Raw genomic sequence first — 20404 nt, forward strand, 5'->3', positions numbered from 1 at the left:
GTCTATTGTTCAAGCTCGGCGAGGCTCGGTCGGTACATCGTGGACCGGCCGGCGCGCGTCGGTGGCGCGGCCGGCCGCATCCGGTCCCGCCACCACCACGGGGAGGACGAACGGTGGACACCGCGACGGTTCTCGGCAGCGGCAGGTGAGCGAGAGCCCCCACACGGCCGGTCGGCCGAACCGGTGGCGGCGGCGGCTGGCGCGTACGGCCGCGCTGGGCCTGGCCGGGCTGCTGCTCGCCAGCGTCCCCTGGCTCTGGACGACGATCGCCGCGCGCGGCCACGTGTACGACGAGGCCGACGCGCCGGCCGCCGACGTCGTGATCGTCCTGGGCACCAGCGTGGCGCCGGACCGACGTCAGCCCGGGGACCGGCTCACCGGCCGGCTGGAAACCGCCGCGGAGCTGGTGGGCAGCGGACGCGCCCGGGTGGTCCTGGTCTCGGGAGACGGGGGCGGATCATCCGGTGACGAGCCGACCGTGATGACCTCCTACCTGACCGAGCGGCTCGGCGTCGATCCGCGTCGCGTCGTGGCCGACCCGTACGGCCTGGACACATACGACACCTGCGCGCGAGCGCGCGACGTGTACGGAGTCGACCGCGCCCTGATCGTCACCCAGTCCTACCACGTGTCCCGGGCGGTGACGCTCTGCCGGCACCTCGGCCTCGATGTCGACGGGGTGGTCGCCCGCTGCGGCGACTGTGGGTTCGCCCTGCTCGCCGAGAAGACGGTCCGGGACTACTTCGCCAGCGGCAAGGCGGCGTGGGACGCGATCCGCCGCAGGCCGCCGGCGATCCATTCGCCCGCGGATCCGGCGGTTCAGGACGCGCTCAGCCGCTGACCGTCCGGCGTGCGGGGAGCCCGATCGTCGGTCTCGACGATCAGCGTGCGGGCGATGCCGACCATCCACAGAAAAGTGAAGGCGATGACGGTGGGATTCTTGACCGCCACCACGACCGCGGTCACCGTCTCCCGACCCGCCTCGGGCACGACGGCAGCGATGACCACGTTGGGGATGACGTCGAAGACGACGAACGCGACCGCCAGGACCACCCACTGGAGCCAGAACGCGACGCGCCGCGCGTCGATACCGCGTGCGAGACGCGCCCAGGCCCGGTGGCGGTCGATTCCCGACGCCGCCAACTCGGTCAACAGGAGCCGGATGATCAGGAACAGCAGGAGCAGCCGGACGAGTACGACCAGCGCCTCGGTCGTCACCGCTACCGGCGCGGGCACGTCGTAGCGCACCACGAGGAACCGTTGCACGGTGGGTACCAGCGACAGCCCGAGGACGAGCAGCAGGTGACGGGCGTAGAAGACGGCCGCCCAGTGGAGCGCGGCTTTGCTCAATGCGAGTGTCTGCCTCATACTTCACGAGAATGAACTATCCAGATCGATGAAGCAATGGGTGAGTCTGATGCGGGACTACGGCTGGGAGTTGAGCACGGCGGTGGTGCTGTTCCACGAGGCGATCGCGCGACGGCTCGGCCTCAACGCCGCAGAGCACAAGGCGCTCGGCCTGATCGTCCGGTCCGGCCCGATGCCGACCGGCACGCTCGCCCCCGAACTCGGGGTGGGACCCACCGCCGTCACCGGCATCGTCGACCGGCTGGCGCGCGCGGGGTACGTCCGGCGCGAACCGGATCCGACCGACCGCCGCCGGGTGCTCCTCGTCGCCGACGAGTCCGCGGTGCCCGACCTGAGCGGCATCTTCGCGGACCTGGGCCGGGAGATGACCGCGTTCATGGCGGCGTACGACGAGCGCGAGATGGCGGCGATCGTCGACTACATCGAGAACACCATCCGGGTCCTGCGGGCGCAGACCGTCAAGCTCGCCGACCCGGACCCCTCCTGAACTCGTGGGCGCATGCGGTCCGGCGTCAGGCGTTGGCGGTGGCCCAGCTCGGCGTCCAGCTGTCGGCCATGGGGGCCGGGCGGGAGGCCACCAGGTGCCGACGCAGTGCGGCGAGTGTCGGGTGCGGGTTGCCCGCGCGGTGCACCAACGAGTGCGGGTAGACGGGCGTCGGGCCGTGCAGCGGGATGCGGCGCAGGTCGTGGGTGCCCGGCCAGCTGTACCGGTCACCGGTGCCGACCAGGGTCGCCAGCTCGGCGGAGCCGGCGATCTCGTCGATTTCGGTGCCGAAGTTCGGGCCGATGGCGTCGATCCGCAGGTCGAACGCCTCGGTGAGCTCGTCGTAGTAGGCGGCCCACTCGGTGCCCTGCTTGATGCCCGGGATCCAGATGCGGTGCCCGACCAGGTCGGCGGGGGTCAGCGAGCGGGCGGCGGCGAGCGGGTGGGCCGGGCCGACGAGCAGTTGCAGCGGGTCGTCCAGGACCCGTTCGACCAGGATGCCGTCGGGTAGTTCGCGGGCGGGCACGGGTACGGCCCGGAAGCTCGCGTCGATCTCGCCGGCCCGGACTGCCTCGATCGCTGTCTCGACGTTCGCGTTGGAGAGCGTGACGACGTCCAGCTCGGTGCCGGGGTGGGCCCGGTAGAAGCGCTGCAGGGTCACGGCCGGGGCGATGCGCCGGTTCAGGACGTCCACCCGCAGTGCGCGTTCGCCCGGCCGGACCGAGGCGGCCGCCCGTTCGGCGACTCGGAGCAGTTCACGGGAGTGCGGCAGGAAGGCTTTCCCGTCGAGGGTGAGCCGGGCGCCGCGGGCGGTGCGGGCGAAGAGGATGACGCCGAGGCTGCGTTCGAGGTTGGCCACGCGCTTCGAGACGGCCTGCTGGGTGATGCGCAGGTCGATGGCGGCTTCCTGGAACTGGCCCGCGTCGGCGACGGCGACGAAGGTGCGCACGGCCTCGATGTCCACGCCCGGATGATACGGACGCACAACCGCTGGTTGTGGCTCGCCGGCGGGCCCGTTGTTGGATCACGGATCACCGGGCCTGGTCGAATCCTCGCCGTCAACGATCGGTGGTGGCGGAAGGGTCAGCATGGCGCGGCAGCGGTTGGGGCGGTCGTTCGGATGGTTGTGGTCGGCGTACGCCGCCAGCACCGTGGGCACCTGGTTGGGGTTCGGGGCCTTCCCGCTGATCGCGATCCAGGTGCTGGACATCGGTCCGGCCGCGGTCTCCGCGCTGGCCGCGACGGGGCTGGCGGTGGGTGCCGGGCTGGCGCTGCCGCTCGGCCCGTGGGTCGAGCGGCAGCCGAAGAAGCCGGTCATGATCACCACGGACGTCATCCGGGTCGTGGCCCTGCTGAGCATCCCGATCGCGTTCGGGCTCGGGCTGCTGAGCTACCCCCAACTGCTGGTCGTCTCGGTGCTCAGCGCGGCGGCGAACATCGCGTTCAGCGCCGCGAGCGGCGCTTTCCTCAAGTCGATCGTGCGCCCCGACCTGCTGCTCGTCGCGAACGGCCGCTTCGAGTCGACCACCTGGACCGCGACCGCGGTGGGGCCGACCCTGGGTGGGGGCGCCATCAGTCTGCTGGGGCCGGTGGTCACCCTGATCGCCAACGCTTTCGGGTTCCTGCTGTCGGCGCTCGCGATCGGCATGATCCGGGAGCGCGAGCCACGCCCGACGCACCCGAGCGCTACCCGGACACGCGGCGCGGATCTGCTTGCGGGGTGGCGGTTCATCGTCGCCGACCGCGAGCTGCGCCCGCTGTTCCTGAACACCGTGTCCGTCAATGCGCTGATCATGGCGACCGAGCCGCTGCTGGCGGTGCTGCTGCTGGGCGATCTGGGCTGGGCGGCCTGGCAGTACGGGCTGGCGTTCGGGCTGCCGTGCGTCGGCGGGTTCGTCGGCTCCCAACTCGCCCCGCGCCTGGCGGCCCGCTACGGGCGCCGACGGGTCCTGCTGGTCTCGGGCGTGCTGCGCGCGCTGTGGCCGGTCGGCCTGTTCTTCGTGCTGCCGGGCACGGCGGGCGTGATCCTGGTGATCGCGCTCGAGCTGATGCTGATCACCTGCATCGGGGTGTTCAGCCCGCTCTTCGCGACCGAGCGACTCCGGCGGGTGCCGGCCGCCCGGGTCGGCCGGGTGCTGGTCGCGTGGAACGTCACGGGTACCGGGGCGATCGCGGTACTGACCGCGCTCTGGGGCGTGCTGGCCGCGGCCACCGACGTCCGCATCGCGATCGGCCTTGCCGGCGTGCTGCTCCTGGCCACCCCGCTACTGCTGCCGCGCGGCACCGGGACGCCGTCGCCGGCCGGCGAGCCGGCCCCGCCGGCGGTGACCGCCGCTCGATGACCTTCGCCGGGCGCCCCCGACGCCGACGGCGGCACCGGCCGGTGTGACTTTGGCGTCGGCTACCACCCGGAGCCCCGCAGCGGGATGCGTCAGAGGCCGTGCGGTGCGTACAGTTCCGGGTCGGATCTGGGGTGGGCCGGTCAGCGCCGGCTCAGGGAACGGGACGAGACAGCGACAGCATGACGGCGGAAAACCTTACCGAAACCGGTCAGCACGGCATCGACCGCAGCCAGCTCGAAACCTGTCTCAGCGTCTTCGAGGCGTTGGAGGAGCTGCCGCCGGACCACCCCGACGTGGTGCGGGTGCAGCGGGCCACCGCGAAGCTCTACAAGATGATCAAGCAGCGGCGACGCGAGGAACGGCGGGACGCCATCGCGGCGGCCGACCGCGCCGTCACGGCGGCCACCGCCACCGGCGCCCCCGGCCGGATCGACGACGAGACCCAGGGCATCCCGCTCGCCTCCCCGACCGAGGGCGCCACGGCCGGTTTCCTGCACAACCCGCGCGGTTGTTACGTCTGCAAGCAGCGCTATCGCGAGGTGGACGCCTTCTACCACCAGCTCTGCCCCTCCTGCGCCGCGCTCAACCGGGAGCGGCGGGACGCCCGCACCGACCTGACCGGCCGGCGCGCGCTGCTCACCGGTGGCCGGGCGAAGATCGGCATGTACATCGCGCTACGGCTGCTGCGCGACGGCGCGCACACCACGGTGACCACCCGGTTTCCGCACGACGCGGTGCGCCGTTTCGCCGCGATGCCGGACAGCGACCAGTGGCTGCACCGCCTGCGGATCGTCGGGATCGACCTGCGCGACCCCGCCCAGGTCATCGCCCTCGCCGACTCGGTCAGCAGCCAGGGACCACTCGACATCCTGATCAACAACGCGGCGCAGACGGTGCGCCGCACACCCGGGGCGTACGCCCAGCTGGCCGCCGCGGAGACGGCCGCCCTGCCGGACGGTCCGCTGCCCGAGATGATCACGTTCGCCAAGCCGGGCGCCTGGAGCGATCCGGCGGGCAGCCTGACCGCCGCGCCGGAGTCGACCGCGATCACTCCGCACGCGCTCACCGCGCTGGCGCTGACCAGCGGCTCGGCCTCGCCGGAACGGATCGCGGCGGCCACCGCGATCGACGCCGGCGGTCTGGTGCCGGACCTCGACGCGGTCAACAGCTGGGTGCAGCGGGTGCACGAGGTCGACCCGGTCGAGTTGCTCGAAGTGCAACTGTGCAACGTGACCGCGCCGTTCGTGCTGGTCAGCCGGCTGCGCCCGGCGATGGCCGCGGCGAGCGCACGCCGCAAGTACGTGGTGAACGTGTCGGCGATGGAGGGGCAGTTCGCGCGCGGCTACAAGGGGGCGGGCCACCCGCACACCAACATGGCCAAGGCCGCGCTGAACATGCTGACCCGCACCAGCGCCCAGGAGATGCTCGCCGACGGCATCCTGATGACCAGCGTCGACACCGGCTGGATCACCGACGAGCGGCCGCACCCGACGAAGATGCGGCTGGCGGACGCGGGCTTCCACGCCCCACTGGACCTGGTCGACGGCGCGGCCCGGGTGTACGACCCGATCGTCCGCGGTGAGCAGGGCGAGGACCTGTACGGCTGCTTCCTGAAGGACTACGCGCCCTGCGCCTGGTGATCGTCCCGCAATTCGTTGCGACCGCGAAGGCAGGAGTCGCCGGGTCGCTTAGACTTCGGCGTGCTCGAAGCTGGTAGCCGCCGCAGGACCCAACCGGCCCCGCCACACGTGGTCTTCGCGGCGCTCACCGAGCCGGACCGCGACCCGGCCCGTCCGTGGCTGCTGCTCCTGGACGACGAAGAACGGCCGCGAACGCTCGACGCTCACGAACCCGCCCTCGTCGTGTGGTCCTCGATCTGGATCAAGCGGCCGGACGCCGTCGTGCGCTTCGACCTGGCGCCCGACGGCGGCGGTGGGACCGATCTGCGCTGGACCCTGCTGCTGGCAGCGCCACTGCCGGACCCCGCGCTGCTCGGGCACCTGCGCAAGCGGGTCAACCAGTTGATCAACGCGAACCTGCGGTACACGTTCGGCCAGTAGGGCTCGCGCGCCGTCCAACTCTTGACCGCGGAATGTGATCGGCTTAACTTCATCAATCAGAAAGGTCTCTTAACTAATTCCGCTCCATTCACCGTGGAGAGTGCCGATGCGACCATTCCGTCCCCGCCGCCTCACCGCCCTCGTCGCCCTGGCGACCCTGCTGGTCACCGCCGCCCCGCCCGCCGCCGCCAACGCCGCTGACAGCTCGCACCGCCGGGATGGCTACCACCGGGTCGGCTACTTCACCCAGTGGGGCATCTACGGCCGCGCCTTCCCCGTCAAGAAGCTCGACACCTCCGGGGCGGCGAGCCGCCTCACCCACATCAACTACGCCTTCGGCAACGTGAGCGAGGACGGGCGCTGCTTTGTCGACGGCGGGCCCGGCGAGGGCGACGCCTGGGCCGACTATCAGCGTCCTGTGCCGGCGGAGGAGAGCGTCGACGGCGTTGCCGACGCCTGGGGCGAACCGCTCAACGGCAACTTCGGCCAGCTGGCCAAGCTCAAGGCGAAGCACCCCGGGCTGAAGGTGCTGATCTCGCTGGGCGGCTGGAGCTGGTCCACGTACTTCTCGAACGCCGCCCGCACCGACGCCTCGCGCAAGGCGTTCGTCGCCTCCTGCATCGACCTCTACCTCAAGGGAAACCTGCCCATCCTGGACGGCGGCAGTGGCGGACCGGGCGCCGCCGCCGGCGTCTTCGACGGCATCGACCTCGACTGGGAGTGGCCGAACTGGCCGGGTGAGCCGGGCAACGTGATCCGTACGGAGGACCGGCAGAACTTCACCAAGCTGCTCGCCGAGTTCCGCCGGCAGCTCGACGCCTACGGCCGGACGACCCGCGAGCACCACCCGCTGACCGCGTTCCTGCCGGCCAACCCGGCAGCCATGGACGCCGGATTCGAGGGCCGCAAGATCTTCAAGTACCTGGACTTCGCGACGGTCCAGGGGTACGACTTCCACGGCTCCTGGGACACGGTGACCAACCAGCAGTCGGCGCTGCGGGTGCCGGCGGGAGCGCCGGACGACCCGGACTTCTCGGTCGAGGTCGCGATCGACGGCTGGATCGCTCGCGGTGCCCCGCGCGGCAAACTGGTCCTCGGGATCCCGTACTACGGCCAGGGCTGGACCGGGGTCACCGGTGGCGGGAACGGCCTGTTCCAGCCCGCCGCCGGGCCCGCGCCGGCCACCTTCGCGGCCGGTTACGAGGACTACAAGCAGCTCAAGACCCTGCCCGGCAACGGCTACACCGTCCACCGCGACCTGCGCTCCGGACACGCCTGGTTGTTCGACGGCACGACCCTCTGGACGTACGACGATCCGGCGGTCGTGCTGCAGAAGACGCTCTACATCCGACGGGCCGGCCTGGCCGGCGCGATGGCCTGGTCGTTGGACGGCGACGACGACAACGCCACCCTGACCAAGACGATGAGCCTCGGCCTCACGACGCGCTAGCCGTACCCCACGGCGCCGGCCTGTCACCGACCAGTCCTCGGTCGGTGACAGGCCGGTGGCCGTTCAGCGCCCCGCGCCCGGCCGTGGCTCGGCCGGGAGCGGCGCGGCGTCGCCGGTGGCTACGGCGCGGGCCGGGCCGTCGGTCGTCGGCACGGCCTCGCGGTTCGCCATCCGTCCCGCGCGCGACCTGGCCGCCGTCGCCGCGGTGCGCCGGATCATGCGCGGCGTCACCCGCCGGTAGGCGCCCGGGTCGACCGGCAGCAGCCACTGCCGGGCGCGCGTCAGGGGGCCGACGTTGAGACCGAGCTCGTCGAGCACCTCGTCGATGTTGTGCATCGAGAACGGGATGATGTTCGTGCCGCGGGCGTGGTGTCCGCCGGTCCGTTCCTGCATCCAGGCCAGTCGGGCCCGCACCTGCGCGCGCATCTCCTCGGTGGACGGCAGCTCGACCCCGCCGCGCAGGTGGGCGGCGATCCACACCGCCGCCATCTCCGCGCTGAGCGGGCTGAAGAACGACGAGTTGTAGCCGGCGAAGGTCAGGCACGGGACGTCGATCGGCAGGATCTGCCGGTGCAGCATGAAGTTGCCGGCGCCGTCCTCCAGCCGGGCGTGCAGCGCGGCGTCGAAGAAGGGCACGTGCTGCCGGAAGCCGGTGCCGCAGATCACCAGGTCGGCACGGACCACCGTGCCGTCGGCGAGGCGGGCGGCCGGTCGTCCGTCGTCGACCAGGAGTTCGCTGATCACCCGGTCGCGGTGGACGGTGATCCGGCCGTCCGCCACGCGCTCGGAGAAGCCCTCGGTGGCGAGGCTGACGGTGCTGCGGGCGATGTCCGCGAACGTGCCGTGCGGCACCAGACCCAGCTCACGCAGCTTGAGCTGCCGGGTGGCGGCGGCGCCGACGCGGCGCAGCATCGCCTGGCGTACGCCATCGCCGGGGCCGTGCAGGAACCGTTCGAAGCCCTTCAGCGTGATGTAGCGGAACAGTCCCTCGCCCATCCGGGTGAGCAGGAGGTACTTGTAATTCACCGGACCGAGCTTCCTCGGCATCTTCCAGAGCAGCTCGCGGGCGACGAGGTGGGTCTGCGCCGCGACGTCGCTGAGGGGCACCGCCACATCGCAGGACGACTTGCCATGCCCGACCACGACGGCGTGCCGGCCCCGGGCCGTTTCCAGGTCGTGGAACCCGCCGGCGGCCAGGACGCGTCCCCCGGCGGCGACGAAGTCCTCCCGGCCGGGGAAAGACGGGATGTACGGGTCGGAGAAGATGCCGTTCGCGACGGTGAGGTGGTCGTACCGCTCCCAGGTCACCGGCTCGTCGGTGCCCGCCGGCCGGAAGCCGATCCGCCATCCCGTCTCCCCGTCGACGAGTTCGGCGGAGACGACCTCGGTGGACAGCCGCAGCACGGGGCCGAGCCGGAACAGCTCCGCGTAGCTCTCCAGGTAGCGCTGGACCTGCTCACCAGTCAGCCACTGCGGATAGTGCGCGGGCATCGGCAGGTCGGAGAGGTGGTAGGTGCCCTTGTCGTTCTGGGTCTGCAGACCGGGGTAGCGCCGGGTACGACTCCACACGCCCCCGACGTCGGGGGCCTTCTCGAACACGGTGACGTCGAACCCGCTCTGCCGCAGCACCTTCGCTGCGCTCAGTCCGCCGAATCCGGCCCCGACGACGGCGATCTTCATGACGACCTCCAGAGAGGATGGCGGCTGACGCGACGCGGCGGCGGGTGGCCGCCGGTGTCCGCACGCTATCGAGCACCGCGGCGGGGTCGCTATCCGCTGGGCGCGGGCGCTGTCCGGGGTACGCGGGAAGCGCCAACTGTCGGATCAGCGGCTCGGCGAGCGGGCACGCCGTACCGCTCCCCTACGGTCGGGGCAGCCCAGCGGGGTCGGGAGGTGCCGGTGGACGCCGTGACGGTCCGGACGAACGACATCGAGCACGCCCGCAGCGAGGTGGGCCGCGTGTTCTGCCCCCACCGGCTCACGCCGCAGTCGGGCGTACGCGAGGTCCACCTGCGGATGACCTCGCACCGGGTGGCCGGCGTCGGCGTGGTCGACCTCGACTACGGGCGGGCGGTACGCATCCAGCCCGGCCCGCTGGGGTCCTTCTACCTCGTGCAGATCCCCCTCGGGGGCGGCGCGGTCGTCCGGCACGCCGGGCGGACCGTGACCTCCACCCCCGAGACGGCCTCCGTCCTCTCCCCCTTCGACGCCTCGGACATGCACTGGGCCGAGGGGTCGCCGCACCGGATCTTCTACGCCGACCAGCAATCCCTGGACCGGGAACTGGCCCGGCTGCTGGGCCGTCCCGCGGACGGTCCGGTCCGCTTCGACCCCGGGATGGCCATGGGCACTCCCGCAGCCCTGGCGTGGACGCGCGGGGTGGACTTCCTCGCCACCGAGCTGGCCCGGCCGGGCGGCGGGTCGCTGCTGGACCATCCCCTGGTCGCGGACCGTCTCGCCCAGGCCCTGATCGGCAAGCTGCTGCTGACCCACCGGCACACCTGGACCGGTCTGCTCGCCGCGCCGGCCCGGCACCCGGCACCTGGGCGGCTGGTGCGGCGGGCCTGCGCCCTGATCCAGGACCACCACGCCGAGACCCTGACGGTCGGGGACGTCGCGGAGGCCCTGCAGGTCAGCGTCCGGACGCTGCAGGACTGCTTCCGCCGGGAGTTGGCGACGACGCCGACCGCGTACCTACGCGCGTGCCGACTCGACGCGGCGCACCGGGCGCTGCGCGCGGCCGGGGCCGGCGCCTCCGTCACGGACGTCGCCCTCGCGCACGGCTTCGCCCACCTGGGCCGCTTCGCCGGCGAGTACCGGGCCCGCTTCGGCGAGCCGCCGTCGGCCACCCTGCGTCGCTGACGGCGTCCTCCGAGGCAGCCGAATCTATTGACAATCGATAGGTGGCGAGCGAAACTCGATACATGGTCACAGAAAATCGGGCGGTAGCCCCACTCAGAGTGTTCCTGGTGCTGCTCTTCGGGATCCTGGTCGTGTTCCAGACCCTCTCGCTGCCCGGGCAGTTCGCGTACATGGCCGAGCAGGATCCGGAGCACGCGTACCTGAGGTGGCCGGCGACGGCCGTGTCGGTCTTCTGGGTGCTGTGCGTCCAGGTGGTGATCGTCGCCACCTGGAAGCTGCTCACCCTGGTCAAGAACGACCGCATCTTCACCCAGGCCGCCCTGGCCTGGGTGGACGCGATCGTGTGGGCCATCGCCGCCGCGTGGGTGGTGCTCCTGGGCGTGTTCCTCTACATCGGCTTCAACGCCGACGACCCGGGGCTGCCACTCCTGCTGTTCCTGACGCTGGTCGGGGTCGCCGTGCTGGGGCTCCTCATGGTGGTGATGCGGGCACTGCTGCGGCAGGCCACCACCCTGCGGACCGACATGGAAGCGGTGATCTGATGCCGATCGTGGTGCGCATCGACGTCGAGTTGGCCAAACGCAAGATGAGCGTGGGCGAGTTCGCCGAGCGGGTCGGGCTCACGCCGGCGAACATCGCCGTGCTGAAGAACGGTCGCGCCAAGGCCGTCCGCTTCAGCACCCTGGAAGCCATGTGCCGGGTGCTCGACTGTCAACCCGGCGACCTGCTCGAGTGGGTCGACGAGTGAGCCGGCCGGCGCCCCGGCGTCCCGGCTACGAGGCCAACACCAGCTCGCGCAGCTTGCCGTCGAGGGTCGCCGCGTCCACCCCGCCCGGCCAGCCCCGCAGCAGTGCGCCGCCCTTGGCGATCACCACCACGGCCGGGGGCTCGCGGACCGCGTACGCCCGCCAGATCGCGCCGTCCTCGTCGAGGACGACCGGGTACTCCACCCGGTGCTCCCGCAGGTACCGCTGCACGTCCGGCGCCTTGTCCTCGGTGGCCACTCCCACGAACACCACCCTGTCCCGGTGGGCGCGGGCCAGCTCGCTGAGCGCGTCCTGTCGCTGCGCGCACACGGTGCACCAGGAGCTGAAGAAGACCAGCACGACCGGGCGGGTGGCCCACAGGTCGGCGAAGGCGACGGTGCTGCCGTCGGTGAGCGCGCCGCTGACGGCGGGCGCGCCGGGCGCCCCGGGCGGGGCCGGACGCAGCGCCAAACCCGCCGGCACCGGACCGGGCAGCACGGCGGCCCCACCGGCGACCGGCTGCGGCCGCCCCGACGGGTCGTCGTCGGCCGAGCAGGCGGTCGAGGAGAGGGCCGTGACCAGCGCCAGCGCGGCGGCGGCCAGGCACCGGGCGCGGCGGGTCATGCCGGCACCACCGCGACGAGCGCCGGCCCTTCGCTGTCGTTGGCGGTGAGGGCGATCGGCGGCTGGCCGTCGACGACCAGCCGGTAGGCGTCCCGCGCGGCCACATTGACCGGCACGGCGAACTCGCAGTACGTCGGCACGCGCGCCACCTCCAGGTCCTCCTCGAACGTCGCCACCGAGGTGCCCGGCGGCAGCGCGCCCTCGGCGAGCGTCCGCCCGCCGGCGTCGATCACCTGGAACGGCGCCCGATTGTGAAAGTGGGTGTACGGGCCGGTGCCGGCGCACTCCACGCCCTCCGGCCGGATGTTGATGTCCCGCACGAGCACCCGCACGGTCATCGCCGAGCGGGCCTCCTCGGCCTCGCCACAGGCCGCCAGCGCGCCGGTGAGCAACGACGATAGCCACAGCGCTGCGAGCAGGCGCCGCATCTGTCCTCCAGGTCGTCGGGGTGCGTCCCGGGTGGTGGCCGTCCGAACAGCCACCACCCGGGCCGCGCCGCGGATCAGCCGAGCAGCGCGCGCGGTCGTTCGACCCGGCACTGGCTGGTCACGGTCTTGCTGGGGTCGCTCACCGAGGTGGCGGTGAGCGTCACCAGGGTGGTCGCGCTCGCCCGGGCGTCGGCGCCCACCGAGACGCTGACCGGGGCCTTCTCACCGAACTCGGCCGTGGCCAGCGCGTTCGGCAGCTCCACCCGCCAGCCCCTGCCGGCGACGCTCGCCGAGAGCCGGTACACGTCGGACTGCAGGTACGCGGCGGCGTCCTCCGGGTGCTGCTGCTCGCCCGCGACGTACCTGCCCGTGTTGGTCAGGTCGAAGGCGCAGGTCGCGCCCTTGCCGCTCGGCTTGCCCCGGGTGACCAGCTTGCCCTTGGAGAGCTTCACGCCGTGCGCGCTCGGGCCGGCGCCGTCCAGCGAACGGACCGCCACCGTGTACGACAGCACCCCGTTGCCGTCCCGCCGGAGGTTGAGCACGTAGAAGTGCAGCCGGTTGGCCTCGTCCACGTACTCGTACTCGCTGCCGGAGTTGGCGCCGGCGTGGAACAGCGCGTCGGAGAGCTGCCGGTAGTCGCCCATGGTGATCTTCTGCGGGGTGCCGTTCGGCTGGTAGAAGTCCACCATGTCGATGTCCTGCGGGTTGGCGTCGACGACCCACTGGAACGGGGCGCTGTCGGTGTTCTTGGTCTTGCTGATCAGCACGCCGTTGTCCGGGGTGAACGAGTCGGCGCCCATCCGGTCGACGACCTCGAGGGTGTAGTTGTTGAACCGGCCGCCGTCGCAGAGCGGGTCGGTGGTGACGGTGCAGGACGGGGAGCGGTCCTGGTCCATGGCGATGTTGAGGCCGGTCAGCCCGCCCTGGCCGGCGTCGACCGCGCGGGCGGTGACGTCGGCGACGACGAGGCCGGAGGAGGCCAGCGCCTCCCGCGACAGGCGGAGCACGTGCTCCTCACCGACCAGACCGATCTTCATCTTGTCCCGCAGGGTGTGCAGCGAGCCCATCGAGCCGCCGTTGACCGGGGGGATCTGCCAGCGGGTGTGCGGGCCGCCGGGCCCGTTGAAGGAGCCGCGCGACATCATGCTCCAGATGCCGGTGTACGCGCGTCGCAGCGGGGTCCCGTACGGGTTGTTGTAGTTGTCCCCGATGCTCAGCAGGTGGCTCAGCTCGTGGGCGTACACGCCCATGCCGGAGCTCTCCGCCTGGGTCGACGAGCCACCGCCCGCGTTCGGCCAGATGGTGGCCGCCGCCTTCCAGGAGGTCCAGTCGACGTAGCGGGTCTTCGCGTAGTTGGGCAGCGCCGGGTCCGGCGGGCCCCACGCGTCCGGCACGTCCTCCTTGGTCTGGAACATCATCTGGCCGAACTCCTGCCAGGTGGAGGACTCGTCCTGACCGGCGGAGAGGATGAAGACCAGCTCGAAGCTGTTCGCCACCTCCTCGCCGACCGCCGCGCGCCAGGCGCCCAGCCCGTCGGTCCGGATGTTCTTCGCGCACGTCTCCCCCGACGGGCAGGCGCCGGGGTTGAAGCCGTTGTCGATGCCGTACTGGTAGGACTTCGCGGGCATCTCGTACGGGCCGAAGCCGTTGAGGTCCACGCCGTAGCGGCCGTTGGAGTCCTGCATCCAGTACTCGTGCAGGGTGTGTCCCCGGTTCAGCCCGCCGGGCTTGTTGAGGAAGTCCGTGTAGAACGGCGCGACCTGGTTCCGCGGCACGTTGGCGGCAGTCGCCTGGGGGTTGCCGAACACCGTGGAGCCGGCCGGCTGGGTGATGACGAACGGCTGGTCCGGGTAGTCCAGGGTGACCAGCGCGATCTTGAAGTTGCGGACCGACCCGCGCACGGTGGGGTCGGCCCAGTTCCTGTTGGGGACGGGGACGTAGTCGTCCCAGGTCATCGTGTCCGGGTTCTGCCAGTTCTGCGGGTCGAGCACCTGGAACGGGGCGGGCCCGTCCGGTGGGCCGCCCGGTGCGGCGGTGGCCGGCTGCGTGGCGCCGGTCGCGACCAGGACGGTCGCGACCGCGGCGGCCAGCACCGAACGCCACGCCGCGCGCCTGGTGGGCAGAAGGTGCATCGGGTCACCTCTCAGGTCGAGGGCTGGTGAGGGCGCGCCGATCGGGGCCGGCAGCGCTCACCGTCCGCATGATCACGCCCGATCATGAATCTAGGAGCCGGCCCGCCACGCGGTCACTGTGCAGATGTCGGCAGATAGACCGGCACCACTTCCGACACGTGCAGGACACTCGTCCGCGTCGACGTCCGGTCGGGGCGTCGCCGGTGTTCCGGCCGAGGACGGCCGTGGCCGGCACGGTGGGCCCGTGCCGGCCACGTTCTCGGTGGTGGTTCAGCTGCCGTACGCCTCCAACTCCCAGAGCGAGTGGCCCCACGGGGTGCCCCGGGCCGTGCCGTAGATCCGTAGGTAGCGACCGTTGGCGCCGAGGGCGGCGTGCTCGTCCACGCCGCCGTCGGCCCCGGTCACCGTCTTCACGTTGCTCCAGGTGGTGCCGTCGTTCGACGTCTGGATGATGTACGCGCTGCTGTACGCCGCCTCCCAGCTCAGCTTGACCCGGCCGATCGCGGTCGGGCTGCCGAGGTCGACCCGGATCCACTGCGGGTCGGAGAACGCGCTCGACCAGCGAGTGGTGAGGCTGCCGTCGACCGCCTGGGCGCCCGCGACGTCGGCTCCCTCGTTGCTGGAGGTCAACGTCGGCTTGTTCAGCAACAGGTTCGTACCCGGGCCGGTCGGGCCGCCGGTGCCGCCGTAGACCTCGAACTCGAAGAGCGAGTAGCCCCAGGCGGTTCCGCGGGTGGTGCCGGTGAGCCGGACGTAGCGGCCGGAGCCGGTGAGCCCGGTCAGGTCGTCCACGCCGCCGTCGCCGCCGGTCACCGTCCGGATCGGAGTGAAGTTGACCCCGTCCGGCGAGGTCTGGATCTGGTAGCCGCTGCCGTACGCCGCCTCCCAGGTCAGCTTGACCCGGTTGATGTCGTACGTGGCGCCCAGGTCCACATCGATCCACTGCGGATCGCTGAAGGCGCTGCCCCAGCGGGTGCCGAGTACACCGTCGAAGGCGTTCGCCGCGGTGAACGCGCCCTCGAAACTGGACGCCCGGGCGGGCTTGCCCCTGGCCAGGTTCCCGGTCGGCGGGTCCGGGTCCGGACCCGGGCCGCCGGGGGTGGTGGAGAGGGTGAACTCGTCGATGTCGAACCACGGGCCGGTGCCCTTGAAGACCAGGAAGAGGGTCCGGGTGCCGGTCGGGGCGGTGATCCCGCCGGTGACCGTGGCGAAGTTGGCGTACCCGCCGGTGGGTACGACGGTGGCCGAACCGACCAGCGGCCCGGTGGGCGAATCGACCCGCAGCTCCAGTGTGCCGCCGCCGCCGGCCGGAGCGCCGACCCGGGCGCTGAACGACTGGACGCCGGTCAGGTTGTACGGACGGAACGAGATCCAGTCGTTGTTGTCGATGTAGCCGACCGCGGCCCCGCCGTGCCCGGCTGCCCCGGCGACGATCTGGACGCCGGAGGAGTCGCCGAAGTGCTCCGCCTGGCGCACCCGGGGCTGGAGCACGGCCTGGGTGTGCGTGGTCAGTGCCGGCTGGCCACCCCCGCCGAGGTCGGTGTACTCGGCGTCGATGATGCCGAAGATGTTCGCCGCGGTGTCGTGCTCGCCGTCGGCCGAGGTCTGGATGACCCCGGAGCAGCCCTGCACGCTGCCGAGCTGGTGGCCGTGCGAGTCGTGACCGAGGACGTAGTTCACCTTCACCCGGGCACAGTTGACGGCACCGTCCTGGGCGTCGGTGACGGTCACGGTGAACGGCACCGCGTCGCCGAAGTTGAAGGTCTGCCCGTTCAACGGGGTGTTCACGGTGACGACCGGGGCGCTGTTGCCGACCGTGACGACCACGCTGGCGGTGGCGGTCTTGCCGGTGCTGTCCCGCACCGTCAGGGTCGGGCTGCGGGTCCCGTTGGTGGTGTATGTGAAGCTCGGGTTCGCCGCGGTCGAGTCGGTGGTGCCGTTGTTGTCGAAGTCCCAGGCGTAGGTGAACGGGTCACCGTCCGGGTCGAGGGTGCCGGCCGAGGAGAACGCCACGGTCAGCGGCGCGACGCCGCTGGTCGGGGTGGCCGAGACCACCGCGCGTGGCGCCCGGCCCTCGCGGGCGTACTCGATCCGGTACAGCGCCGAGTTGGCGTCGCCGTTGAACCAGCCGGTGCCGTAGTCGAGCACGTAGAGCGCGCCGTCCGGGCCGAACTCCATGTCCATGACCTGGGTGCCGGTCCACGGGAACGGGTTGATCTTCAACGGCTGGCCGGCCGGGTCGAGCTTGATGTTCTTGATCCAGCGGCGACCGAACTCACCGGCGAAGTAGGTCCCGTCGTAGTACTCCGGGAACGCCACGTCCGAGGTGTTGTTCGGGTCGTACCGGTAGACCGGGCCGCCCATCGGGGACAGGCCGCCGCCGGTGAACTCCGGCGGGGAGCCGGAACCGCCGTACGGCAGCCACGCCGGGATGGCCGGCGGCAGCTGGGTGATGCCGGTGTTGTTGGGCGAGTTGTTCACCGGCCCGTTGGCGCAGTCGAACTTCGGCCCGGACGGGCCGGACGGGAAGGTGTAGTCGTTGTAGGCGTCGTTGCGGGCGGTGCAGTACGGCCAGCCGTAGAAGCCGGGCCGGTCGATGCGGGCGAACTCCACGTTGCCCGCCGGTCCCCGGTTCGGGTCGGCGGTGCCCGCGTCGGGGCCGTAGTCGCCGAGGTAGACGATGCCGGTGGCCTTGTCGACGCTCATCCGGAACGGGTTGCGGAAGCCCATCGCGTAGATCTCCGGGCGGGTCCGCGCGGTGCCCGGGGCGAACATGTTGCCGGCCGGAACGGTGTAGCCGCCGGCCGCGCTCGGCTTGATCCGGAGCACCTTGCCGCGCAGGTCGTTGCTGTTCGCCGAGGTGCGCTGGGCGTCGAAGGCCGGGTTACGGCCGGCCCGCTCGTCGATCGGGGTGAACCCGGCCGAGTCGAAGGGGTTGGTGTCGTCGCCGGTGGACAGGTAGAGGTTGCCCGCCGCGTCGAAGTCCATGTCGCCGCCGACGTGGCAGCACATGCCCCGACTGGTCGGTACGTTCAGGATCAGCGTCTCGCTGGCCAGGTTGAGGGTGTTGTCGGCGTTCACGGTGAACCGGGACAGCCGGTTGACGCCGTCCCAGACGGCGAAGTCGGCCGGCGTGCCGGTGGCCGGCGCGCCGCCGCCGGGGGTGCTCAGCGGTGGCGCGTAGTACGCGTACACCCAACGGTTGGTGGCGAAGTTCGGGTCGGCCTTGATGCCCTGCAGACCCTCCTCGTCACCGGTGTAGACCGGCAGGGTGGCGGCGACCTTGGTGTTGCCGGCCGCGTCGGTGTGCCGGATCACGCCGTTGCGCGAGGTGTGCAGCACGCCCCGATCCGGTAGCACGGTGAGGCTCATCGGCTCGCCGGTCTCGGCCGCGCCCTTGGCCAGCTCCACCTGCTGGAAGTTGCTGTTGACGGTGGGGCCGCAGTCCGCGTCGACCGCGCCGGCCGCGCTTCTGATGCCGCCGAGCAGGTGCTGACGGAAGTTCGCCTCGGCGTACGACGCGTCGGTGTGCCCGAGGCCGGTGTACCAGGACCGGCCGCCGGAGTAGTTCTGGCACCAGGAGATCGGGTGGTCGGCGCCCATGCTTCCGCCGGTGTAGGTGCTCTCGTCCAGGGTGGCCAGCACGTGCGCGTTGCCCCGGGGGTTGGTGCGGTAGTTGTACCACTCGTCCAGCCGGGTCCAGCGCTGCGGCAGCGTCTCGGTGGAGGGGTGCACCTGGTCGGCGACCTTGATGGTGGCGGTCTGGTCGGCCGGGTGCGAGGCGAAGTACGCCCCGACCAGCCCGCCGTACCAGGGCCAGTCGTACTCGGTGTCGGCGGCGGCGTGCACGCCCACGTATCCGCCGCCGCCCTGGATGTAGCGCTCGAACGCGGCCTGCTGGGTGGCGTTGAGGACGTCGCCGGTGGTGGAGAGCCAGATCACCGCGGCGAACCGGTCCAGGTTGGCGTCGGTGAACTGGGCCGAGTCCTCGGTGGTCTCGACGGTGAACCCGTTGGCGGCGCCGAGTTGCTGGATGGCGGCGATGCCCGGGGCGATGGATCCGTGCCGGAAGCCGGCGGTCTTGCTGAACACCAGCACGGTGAACGGTGCGGCGTTCGCCGCGGGTGGCGTGGCGACTATGCCGCCCATCACGAGGATCGCGCTCAGCACGGCGCCGAGCCACGATCTCAGGGATCTGCGCACGGTGGGTCCTTTCGCGGTGCGGGGACGGCGTGCGCCGATCACGCCTGGTGGTGTGCGGGAGGTGGTGCCGGGCATGCCCACGCCTCGCCCTGCGGCACCGTCGCCACCGCGAGCGCGAAGACATGTAAATACATCGTTACGGCTGGATCCCGAGCCCGTCAAGCACTCTCCCACCATCCGTGAGAGCGTTATCTCCGCAGCTCAGGGCCGACGGCCGAGCGGAGATCAGATTACGGTTTTCGGGGCCCGATCTCGCCACGCAGGCCGCGCACGAGGTTGTCGACCAGGGCGCGGGCGAAGTCCTCGGTGAGGGGCTGGTCGGGGATGAGCAGCCGGTGGTAGCAGGCCCCCCAGAGTTGGTCGACGACGACCTCGGGGTCGAGGTCGTCGCGCAACTGGCCTCGGGCCATCGCCCTGGTGAGGGCCTCGACGCCGAGGGCGCGACGCGGCGCGGAGTAGCGCTCACGGTAGGCGGCGGCCAGTTCGAGATCGGTCTGCGCCTGGGCGACGAGCTGGCTGATGACCCGCCCGGCCGGGGTGTCGGTCATAAGGTGGACGAAGGCGACGAGCTGGTTGGTCAGGTCGGCGACGACATCGCCGGTGTCGGGGAAGGCCAGCGTGTGGGCGACGACGGAGAAGTAGCCGTCCAGGGCGAGCGCGCCCTTGGAGGGCCACCACTTGTAGATCGTCATACGGCTGGCGCCCGCCAGGGCCGCGACCTTCTCGATGGTGAAGCCGGCCATGCCCTCGGCGAGGAGGAGATTGCCGGCGGCGGCGAGGATCTCGGCCCGGACCTGGTCGGCTGGGCGCCGGCCTCGCCCACGGCGAGGCGGCGGGTCGGCGCCGGGAGTGAGCTGGGGCACGGTCCCTCCAGTTATATGGACAGGGTGTCTTCATCGTGGTTATATGGACACAGCGTACACATGAGTAGAGCCGAAGGAGACACCCCATGAGCAGCACCTCGGCCAGCGGAACTCGGGTTGCGATCGTCACCGGCGGATCCCGGGGCATCGGGCGGCAGGTGGTCCAGCGGCTGGCGGCCGACGGATACGCCGTCGTCGTGAACTACGTGGGCAACCAGGCCGAGGCGGACGCGGCGGTCGCCGAGGTCCGCTCGGCGGGCGGCCAGGCCATCGCGGTACGGGCCGACGTCGCCGACGAGGTCGCCGTGGCCGCCCTCTTCGACGCCGCCGAGCGGGAGTTCGGCGGGATCGACGTGGTGGTCAACGCGGCCGGGGCGATGGCGTTGAGCCCCATCGCCGATCTCGACCTCGACCAGCTCGACCGGCTCCTGCGGGTGAACGTGCGGGGCACCTTCGCCGTCGACCAGCAGGCCGCCCGTCGGGTGCGCCGGGGCGGGGCGATCATCAACTTCTCCAGCTCGCTCATGCGCTTCGCCCGCCCCGGCTACGCGGCGTACGCGGCGAGCAAGGGCGCGGTCTCCGCGATCACCCTGATCCTCGCCCGCGAGCTACGCGGCCGGGACGTGACGGTGAACGCGGTGGCCCCCGGCCCGACCGGGACCGCTCTCTTCCTCGACGGCAAGGACGAGGAGACCCTGGCCCGGATCGCGGCCGAGCCCCCGATGGAGCGCATCGGCACCCCCGAGGAGATCGCCGAGGTGGTGGCCTTCCTCGCCGGCCCCGGCCGCTGGGTCAACGGTCAGGTGCTGTTCGCCAACGGTGGGGCGATCTGACCCGCCCCT

General features: G+C 71.6%; 18 protein-coding genes. 10 read left to right on the plus strand and 8 right to left on the minus strand.

All coding sequences use genetic code 11. The features are described from left to right. Window positions 1-145 precede the first annotated feature (145 nt). Window positions 146-841: an ElyC/SanA/YdcF family protein gene (locus tag ACIP9D_RS03580; RefSeq protein WP_350870597.1), complete on the plus strand. Its 696-nt coding sequence runs from the start codon at window positions 146-148 to the stop codon at window positions 839-841. On the opposite strand, the gene ACIP9D_RS03585 is transcribed toward ACIP9D_RS03580, so the two are convergent. Beyond that, window positions 820-1368 carry a hypothetical protein gene (locus ACIP9D_RS03585; RefSeq protein WP_350870600.1) on the minus strand — a complete coding sequence of 183 codons (549 nt, stop codon included), beginning with the start codon at window positions 1366-1368 and terminating at the stop codon, window positions 820-822. The genes ACIP9D_RS03580 and ACIP9D_RS03585 overlap by 22 nt on opposite strands. A 28-nt stretch (window positions 1369-1396) precedes the next feature. On the opposite strand from ACIP9D_RS03585, the gene ACIP9D_RS03590 reads away from it, so the two are divergent. Next, a complete protein-coding gene (locus tag ACIP9D_RS03590; protein ID WP_350870602.1) occupies window positions 1397-1855 on the plus strand; it encodes a MarR family transcriptional regulator in 459 nt (152 codons plus the stop codon). 25 nt (window positions 1856-1880) lie between these two features. On the opposite strand, the gene ACIP9D_RS03595 is transcribed toward ACIP9D_RS03590, so the two are convergent. Next, the gene (locus ACIP9D_RS03595; protein ID WP_350870604.1) at window positions 1881-2816 is read right to left on the minus strand and encodes a LysR family transcriptional regulator; all 936 of its coding nucleotides are present in this window, start codon (window positions 2814-2816) and stop codon (window positions 1881-1883) included. A gap of 124 nt (window positions 2817-2940) precedes the next feature. Here ACIP9D_RS03595 and ACIP9D_RS03600 point away from each other — a divergent pair, with 124 nt between their 5' ends. The 4 genes from ACIP9D_RS03600 (at window position 2941) to ACIP9D_RS03615 (ending at window position 7704) form a co-directional block, all read left to right on the plus strand. Beyond that, window positions 2941-4194: an MFS transporter gene (locus ACIP9D_RS03600; RefSeq protein WP_350870606.1), complete on the plus strand. Its 1254-nt coding sequence runs from the start codon at window positions 2941-2943 to the stop codon at window positions 4192-4194. Window positions 4195-4373: 179 nt separating this feature from the next. Next, entirely contained in the window at window positions 4374-5834 is a 1461-nt protein-coding gene (locus ACIP9D_RS03605) for an SDR family NAD(P)-dependent oxidoreductase (protein ID WP_350870608.1), read from the plus strand. Window positions 5835-5894: 60 nt separating this feature from the next. Further along, window positions 5895-6254: a hypothetical protein gene (locus ACIP9D_RS03610; protein WP_350870610.1), complete on the plus strand. Its 360-nt coding sequence runs from the start codon at window positions 5895-5897 to the stop codon at window positions 6252-6254. Between the two features lie 106 nt (window positions 6255-6360). Next, entirely contained in the window at window positions 6361-7704 is a 1344-nt protein-coding gene (locus ACIP9D_RS03615) for a glycoside hydrolase family 18 protein (protein ID WP_350870611.1), read from the plus strand. A 63-nt stretch (window positions 7705-7767) separates the two neighbouring features. Here the strand turns inward: ACIP9D_RS03615 and ACIP9D_RS03620 are convergent, their stop codons facing one another. After that, window positions 7768-9384, minus strand: a complete 1617-nt coding sequence (locus ACIP9D_RS03620) for an NAD(P)/FAD-dependent oxidoreductase (protein ID WP_350870613.1) — start codon at window positions 9382-9384, stop codon at window positions 7768-7770. 219 nt (window positions 9385-9603) lie between these two features. On the opposite strand from ACIP9D_RS03620, the gene ACIP9D_RS03625 reads away from it, so the two are divergent. The 3 genes from ACIP9D_RS03625 to ACIP9D_RS03635 all read left to right on the plus strand — a co-directional run bounded on the left by ACIP9D_RS03625 (window position 9604) and on the right by ACIP9D_RS03635 (window position 11314). Further along, entirely contained in the window at window positions 9604-10566 is a 963-nt protein-coding gene (locus ACIP9D_RS03625; RefSeq protein WP_350870615.1) for an AraC family transcriptional regulator, read from the plus strand. A 107-nt stretch (window positions 10567-10673) separates the two neighbouring features. Further along, the gene (locus ACIP9D_RS03630) at window positions 10674-11108 is read left to right on the plus strand and encodes a DUF2975 domain-containing protein (RefSeq protein WP_350870617.1); all 435 of its coding nucleotides are present in this window, start codon (window positions 10674-10676) and stop codon (window positions 11106-11108) included. Then, window positions 11108-11314 (plus strand): helix-turn-helix transcriptional regulator, encoded by a 207-nt coding sequence (locus ACIP9D_RS03635; protein ID WP_120729441.1) that lies wholly within the window; start codon window positions 11108-11110, stop codon window positions 11312-11314. The genes ACIP9D_RS03630 and ACIP9D_RS03635 overlap by 1 nt, the downstream gene beginning before the upstream one ends. Window positions 11315-11339: 25 nt before the next feature. Here ACIP9D_RS03635 and ACIP9D_RS03640 read toward each other — a convergent pair whose 3' ends face one another. From ACIP9D_RS03640 to ACIP9D_RS03660, 5 genes are all read right to left on the minus strand, one after another. Next, window positions 11340-11936: a TlpA disulfide reductase family protein gene (locus ACIP9D_RS03640; RefSeq protein WP_350870620.1), complete on the minus strand. Its 597-nt coding sequence runs from the start codon at window positions 11934-11936 to the stop codon at window positions 11340-11342. Beyond that, the gene (locus ACIP9D_RS03645; RefSeq protein ID WP_350870622.1) at window positions 11933-12364 is read right to left on the minus strand and encodes a hypothetical protein; all 432 of its coding nucleotides are present in this window, start codon (window positions 12362-12364) and stop codon (window positions 11933-11935) included. The genes ACIP9D_RS03640 and ACIP9D_RS03645 overlap by 4 nt, the downstream gene beginning before the upstream one ends. A 74-nt stretch (window positions 12365-12438) precedes the next feature. After that, the gene (locus tag ACIP9D_RS03650) at window positions 12439-14496 is read right to left on the minus strand and encodes a M6 family metalloprotease domain-containing protein (RefSeq protein WP_350870624.1); all 2058 of its coding nucleotides are present in this window, start codon (window positions 14494-14496) and stop codon (window positions 12439-12441) included. Between the two features lie 270 nt (window positions 14497-14766). Beyond that, on the minus strand, window positions 14767-18645 hold the full coding sequence (locus ACIP9D_RS03655) for a ThuA domain-containing protein (RefSeq protein WP_350871134.1): 3879 nt from the start codon (window positions 18643-18645) through the stop codon (window positions 14767-14769). Between the two features lie 284 nt (window positions 18646-18929). Next, the gene (locus ACIP9D_RS03660; RefSeq protein WP_350870626.1) at window positions 18930-19562 is read right to left on the minus strand and encodes a TetR/AcrR family transcriptional regulator C-terminal ligand-binding domain-containing protein; all 633 of its coding nucleotides are present in this window, start codon (window positions 19560-19562) and stop codon (window positions 18930-18932) included. Window positions 19563-19648: 86 nt separating this feature from the next. Here ACIP9D_RS03660 and ACIP9D_RS03665 point away from each other — a divergent pair, with 86 nt between their 5' ends. Beyond that, window positions 19649-20395 carry an SDR family oxidoreductase gene (locus ACIP9D_RS03665; RefSeq protein ID WP_350870628.1) on the plus strand — a complete coding sequence of 249 codons (747 nt, stop codon included), beginning with the start codon at window positions 19649-19651 and terminating at the stop codon, window positions 20393-20395. Window positions 20396-20404: the final 9 nt, after the last annotated feature.

This window comes from Micromonospora sp. NPDC093243 (assembly GCF_044753725.1).
In the GTDB taxonomy this organism is placed as follows: domain Bacteria; phylum Actinomycetota; class Actinomycetes; order Mycobacteriales; family Micromonosporaceae; genus Micromonospora.

What these genes read in the sequence shown, in the direction of transcription:
- ACIP9D_RS03640 (WP_350870620.1), bottom strand. Translation starts at nt 11,936, where the DNA reads ATGACCCGCCGCGCCCGGTGCCTGGCCGCCGCCGCGCTGGCGCTGGTC.
- ACIP9D_RS03600 (WP_350870606.1), top strand. Translation starts at nt 2,941, where the DNA reads ATGGCGCGGCAGCGGTTGGGGCGGTCGTTCGGATGGTTGTGGTCGGCG.
- ACIP9D_RS03615 (WP_350870611.1), top strand. Translation starts at nt 6,361, where the DNA reads ATGCGACCATTCCGTCCCCGCCGCCTCACCGCCCTCGTCGCCCTGGCG.
- ACIP9D_RS03590 (WP_350870602.1), top strand. Translation starts at nt 1,397, where the DNA reads ATGAAGCAATGGGTGAGTCTGATGCGGGACTACGGCTGGGAGTTGAGC.
- ACIP9D_RS03635 (WP_120729441.1), top strand. Translation starts at nt 11,108, where the DNA reads ATGCCGATCGTGGTGCGCATCGACGTCGAGTTGGCCAAACGCAAGATG.
- ACIP9D_RS03645 (WP_350870622.1), bottom strand. Translation starts at nt 12,364, where the DNA reads ATGCGGCGCCTGCTCGCAGCGCTGTGGCTATCGTCGTTGCTCACCGGC.
- ACIP9D_RS03620 (WP_350870613.1), bottom strand. Translation starts at nt 9,384, where the DNA reads ATGAAGATCGCCGTCGTCGGGGCCGGATTCGGCGGACTGAGCGCAGCG.
- ACIP9D_RS03585 (WP_350870600.1), bottom strand. Translation starts at nt 1,368, where the DNA reads ATGAGGCAGACACTCGCATTGAGCAAAGCCGCGCTCCACTGGGCGGCC.
- ACIP9D_RS03665 (WP_350870628.1), top strand. Translation starts at nt 19,649, where the DNA reads ATGAGCAGCACCTCGGCCAGCGGAACTCGGGTTGCGATCGTCACCGGC.
- ACIP9D_RS03655 (WP_350871134.1), bottom strand. Translation starts at nt 18,645, where the DNA reads ATGGGCGGCATAGTCGCCACGCCACCCGCGGCGAACGCCGCACCGTTC.
- ACIP9D_RS03650 (WP_350870624.1), bottom strand. Translation starts at nt 14,496, where the DNA reads ATGCACCTTCTGCCCACCAGGCGCGCGGCGTGGCGTTCGGTGCTGGCC.
- ACIP9D_RS03605 (WP_350870608.1), top strand. Translation starts at nt 4,374, where the DNA reads ATGACGGCGGAAAACCTTACCGAAACCGGTCAGCACGGCATCGACCGC.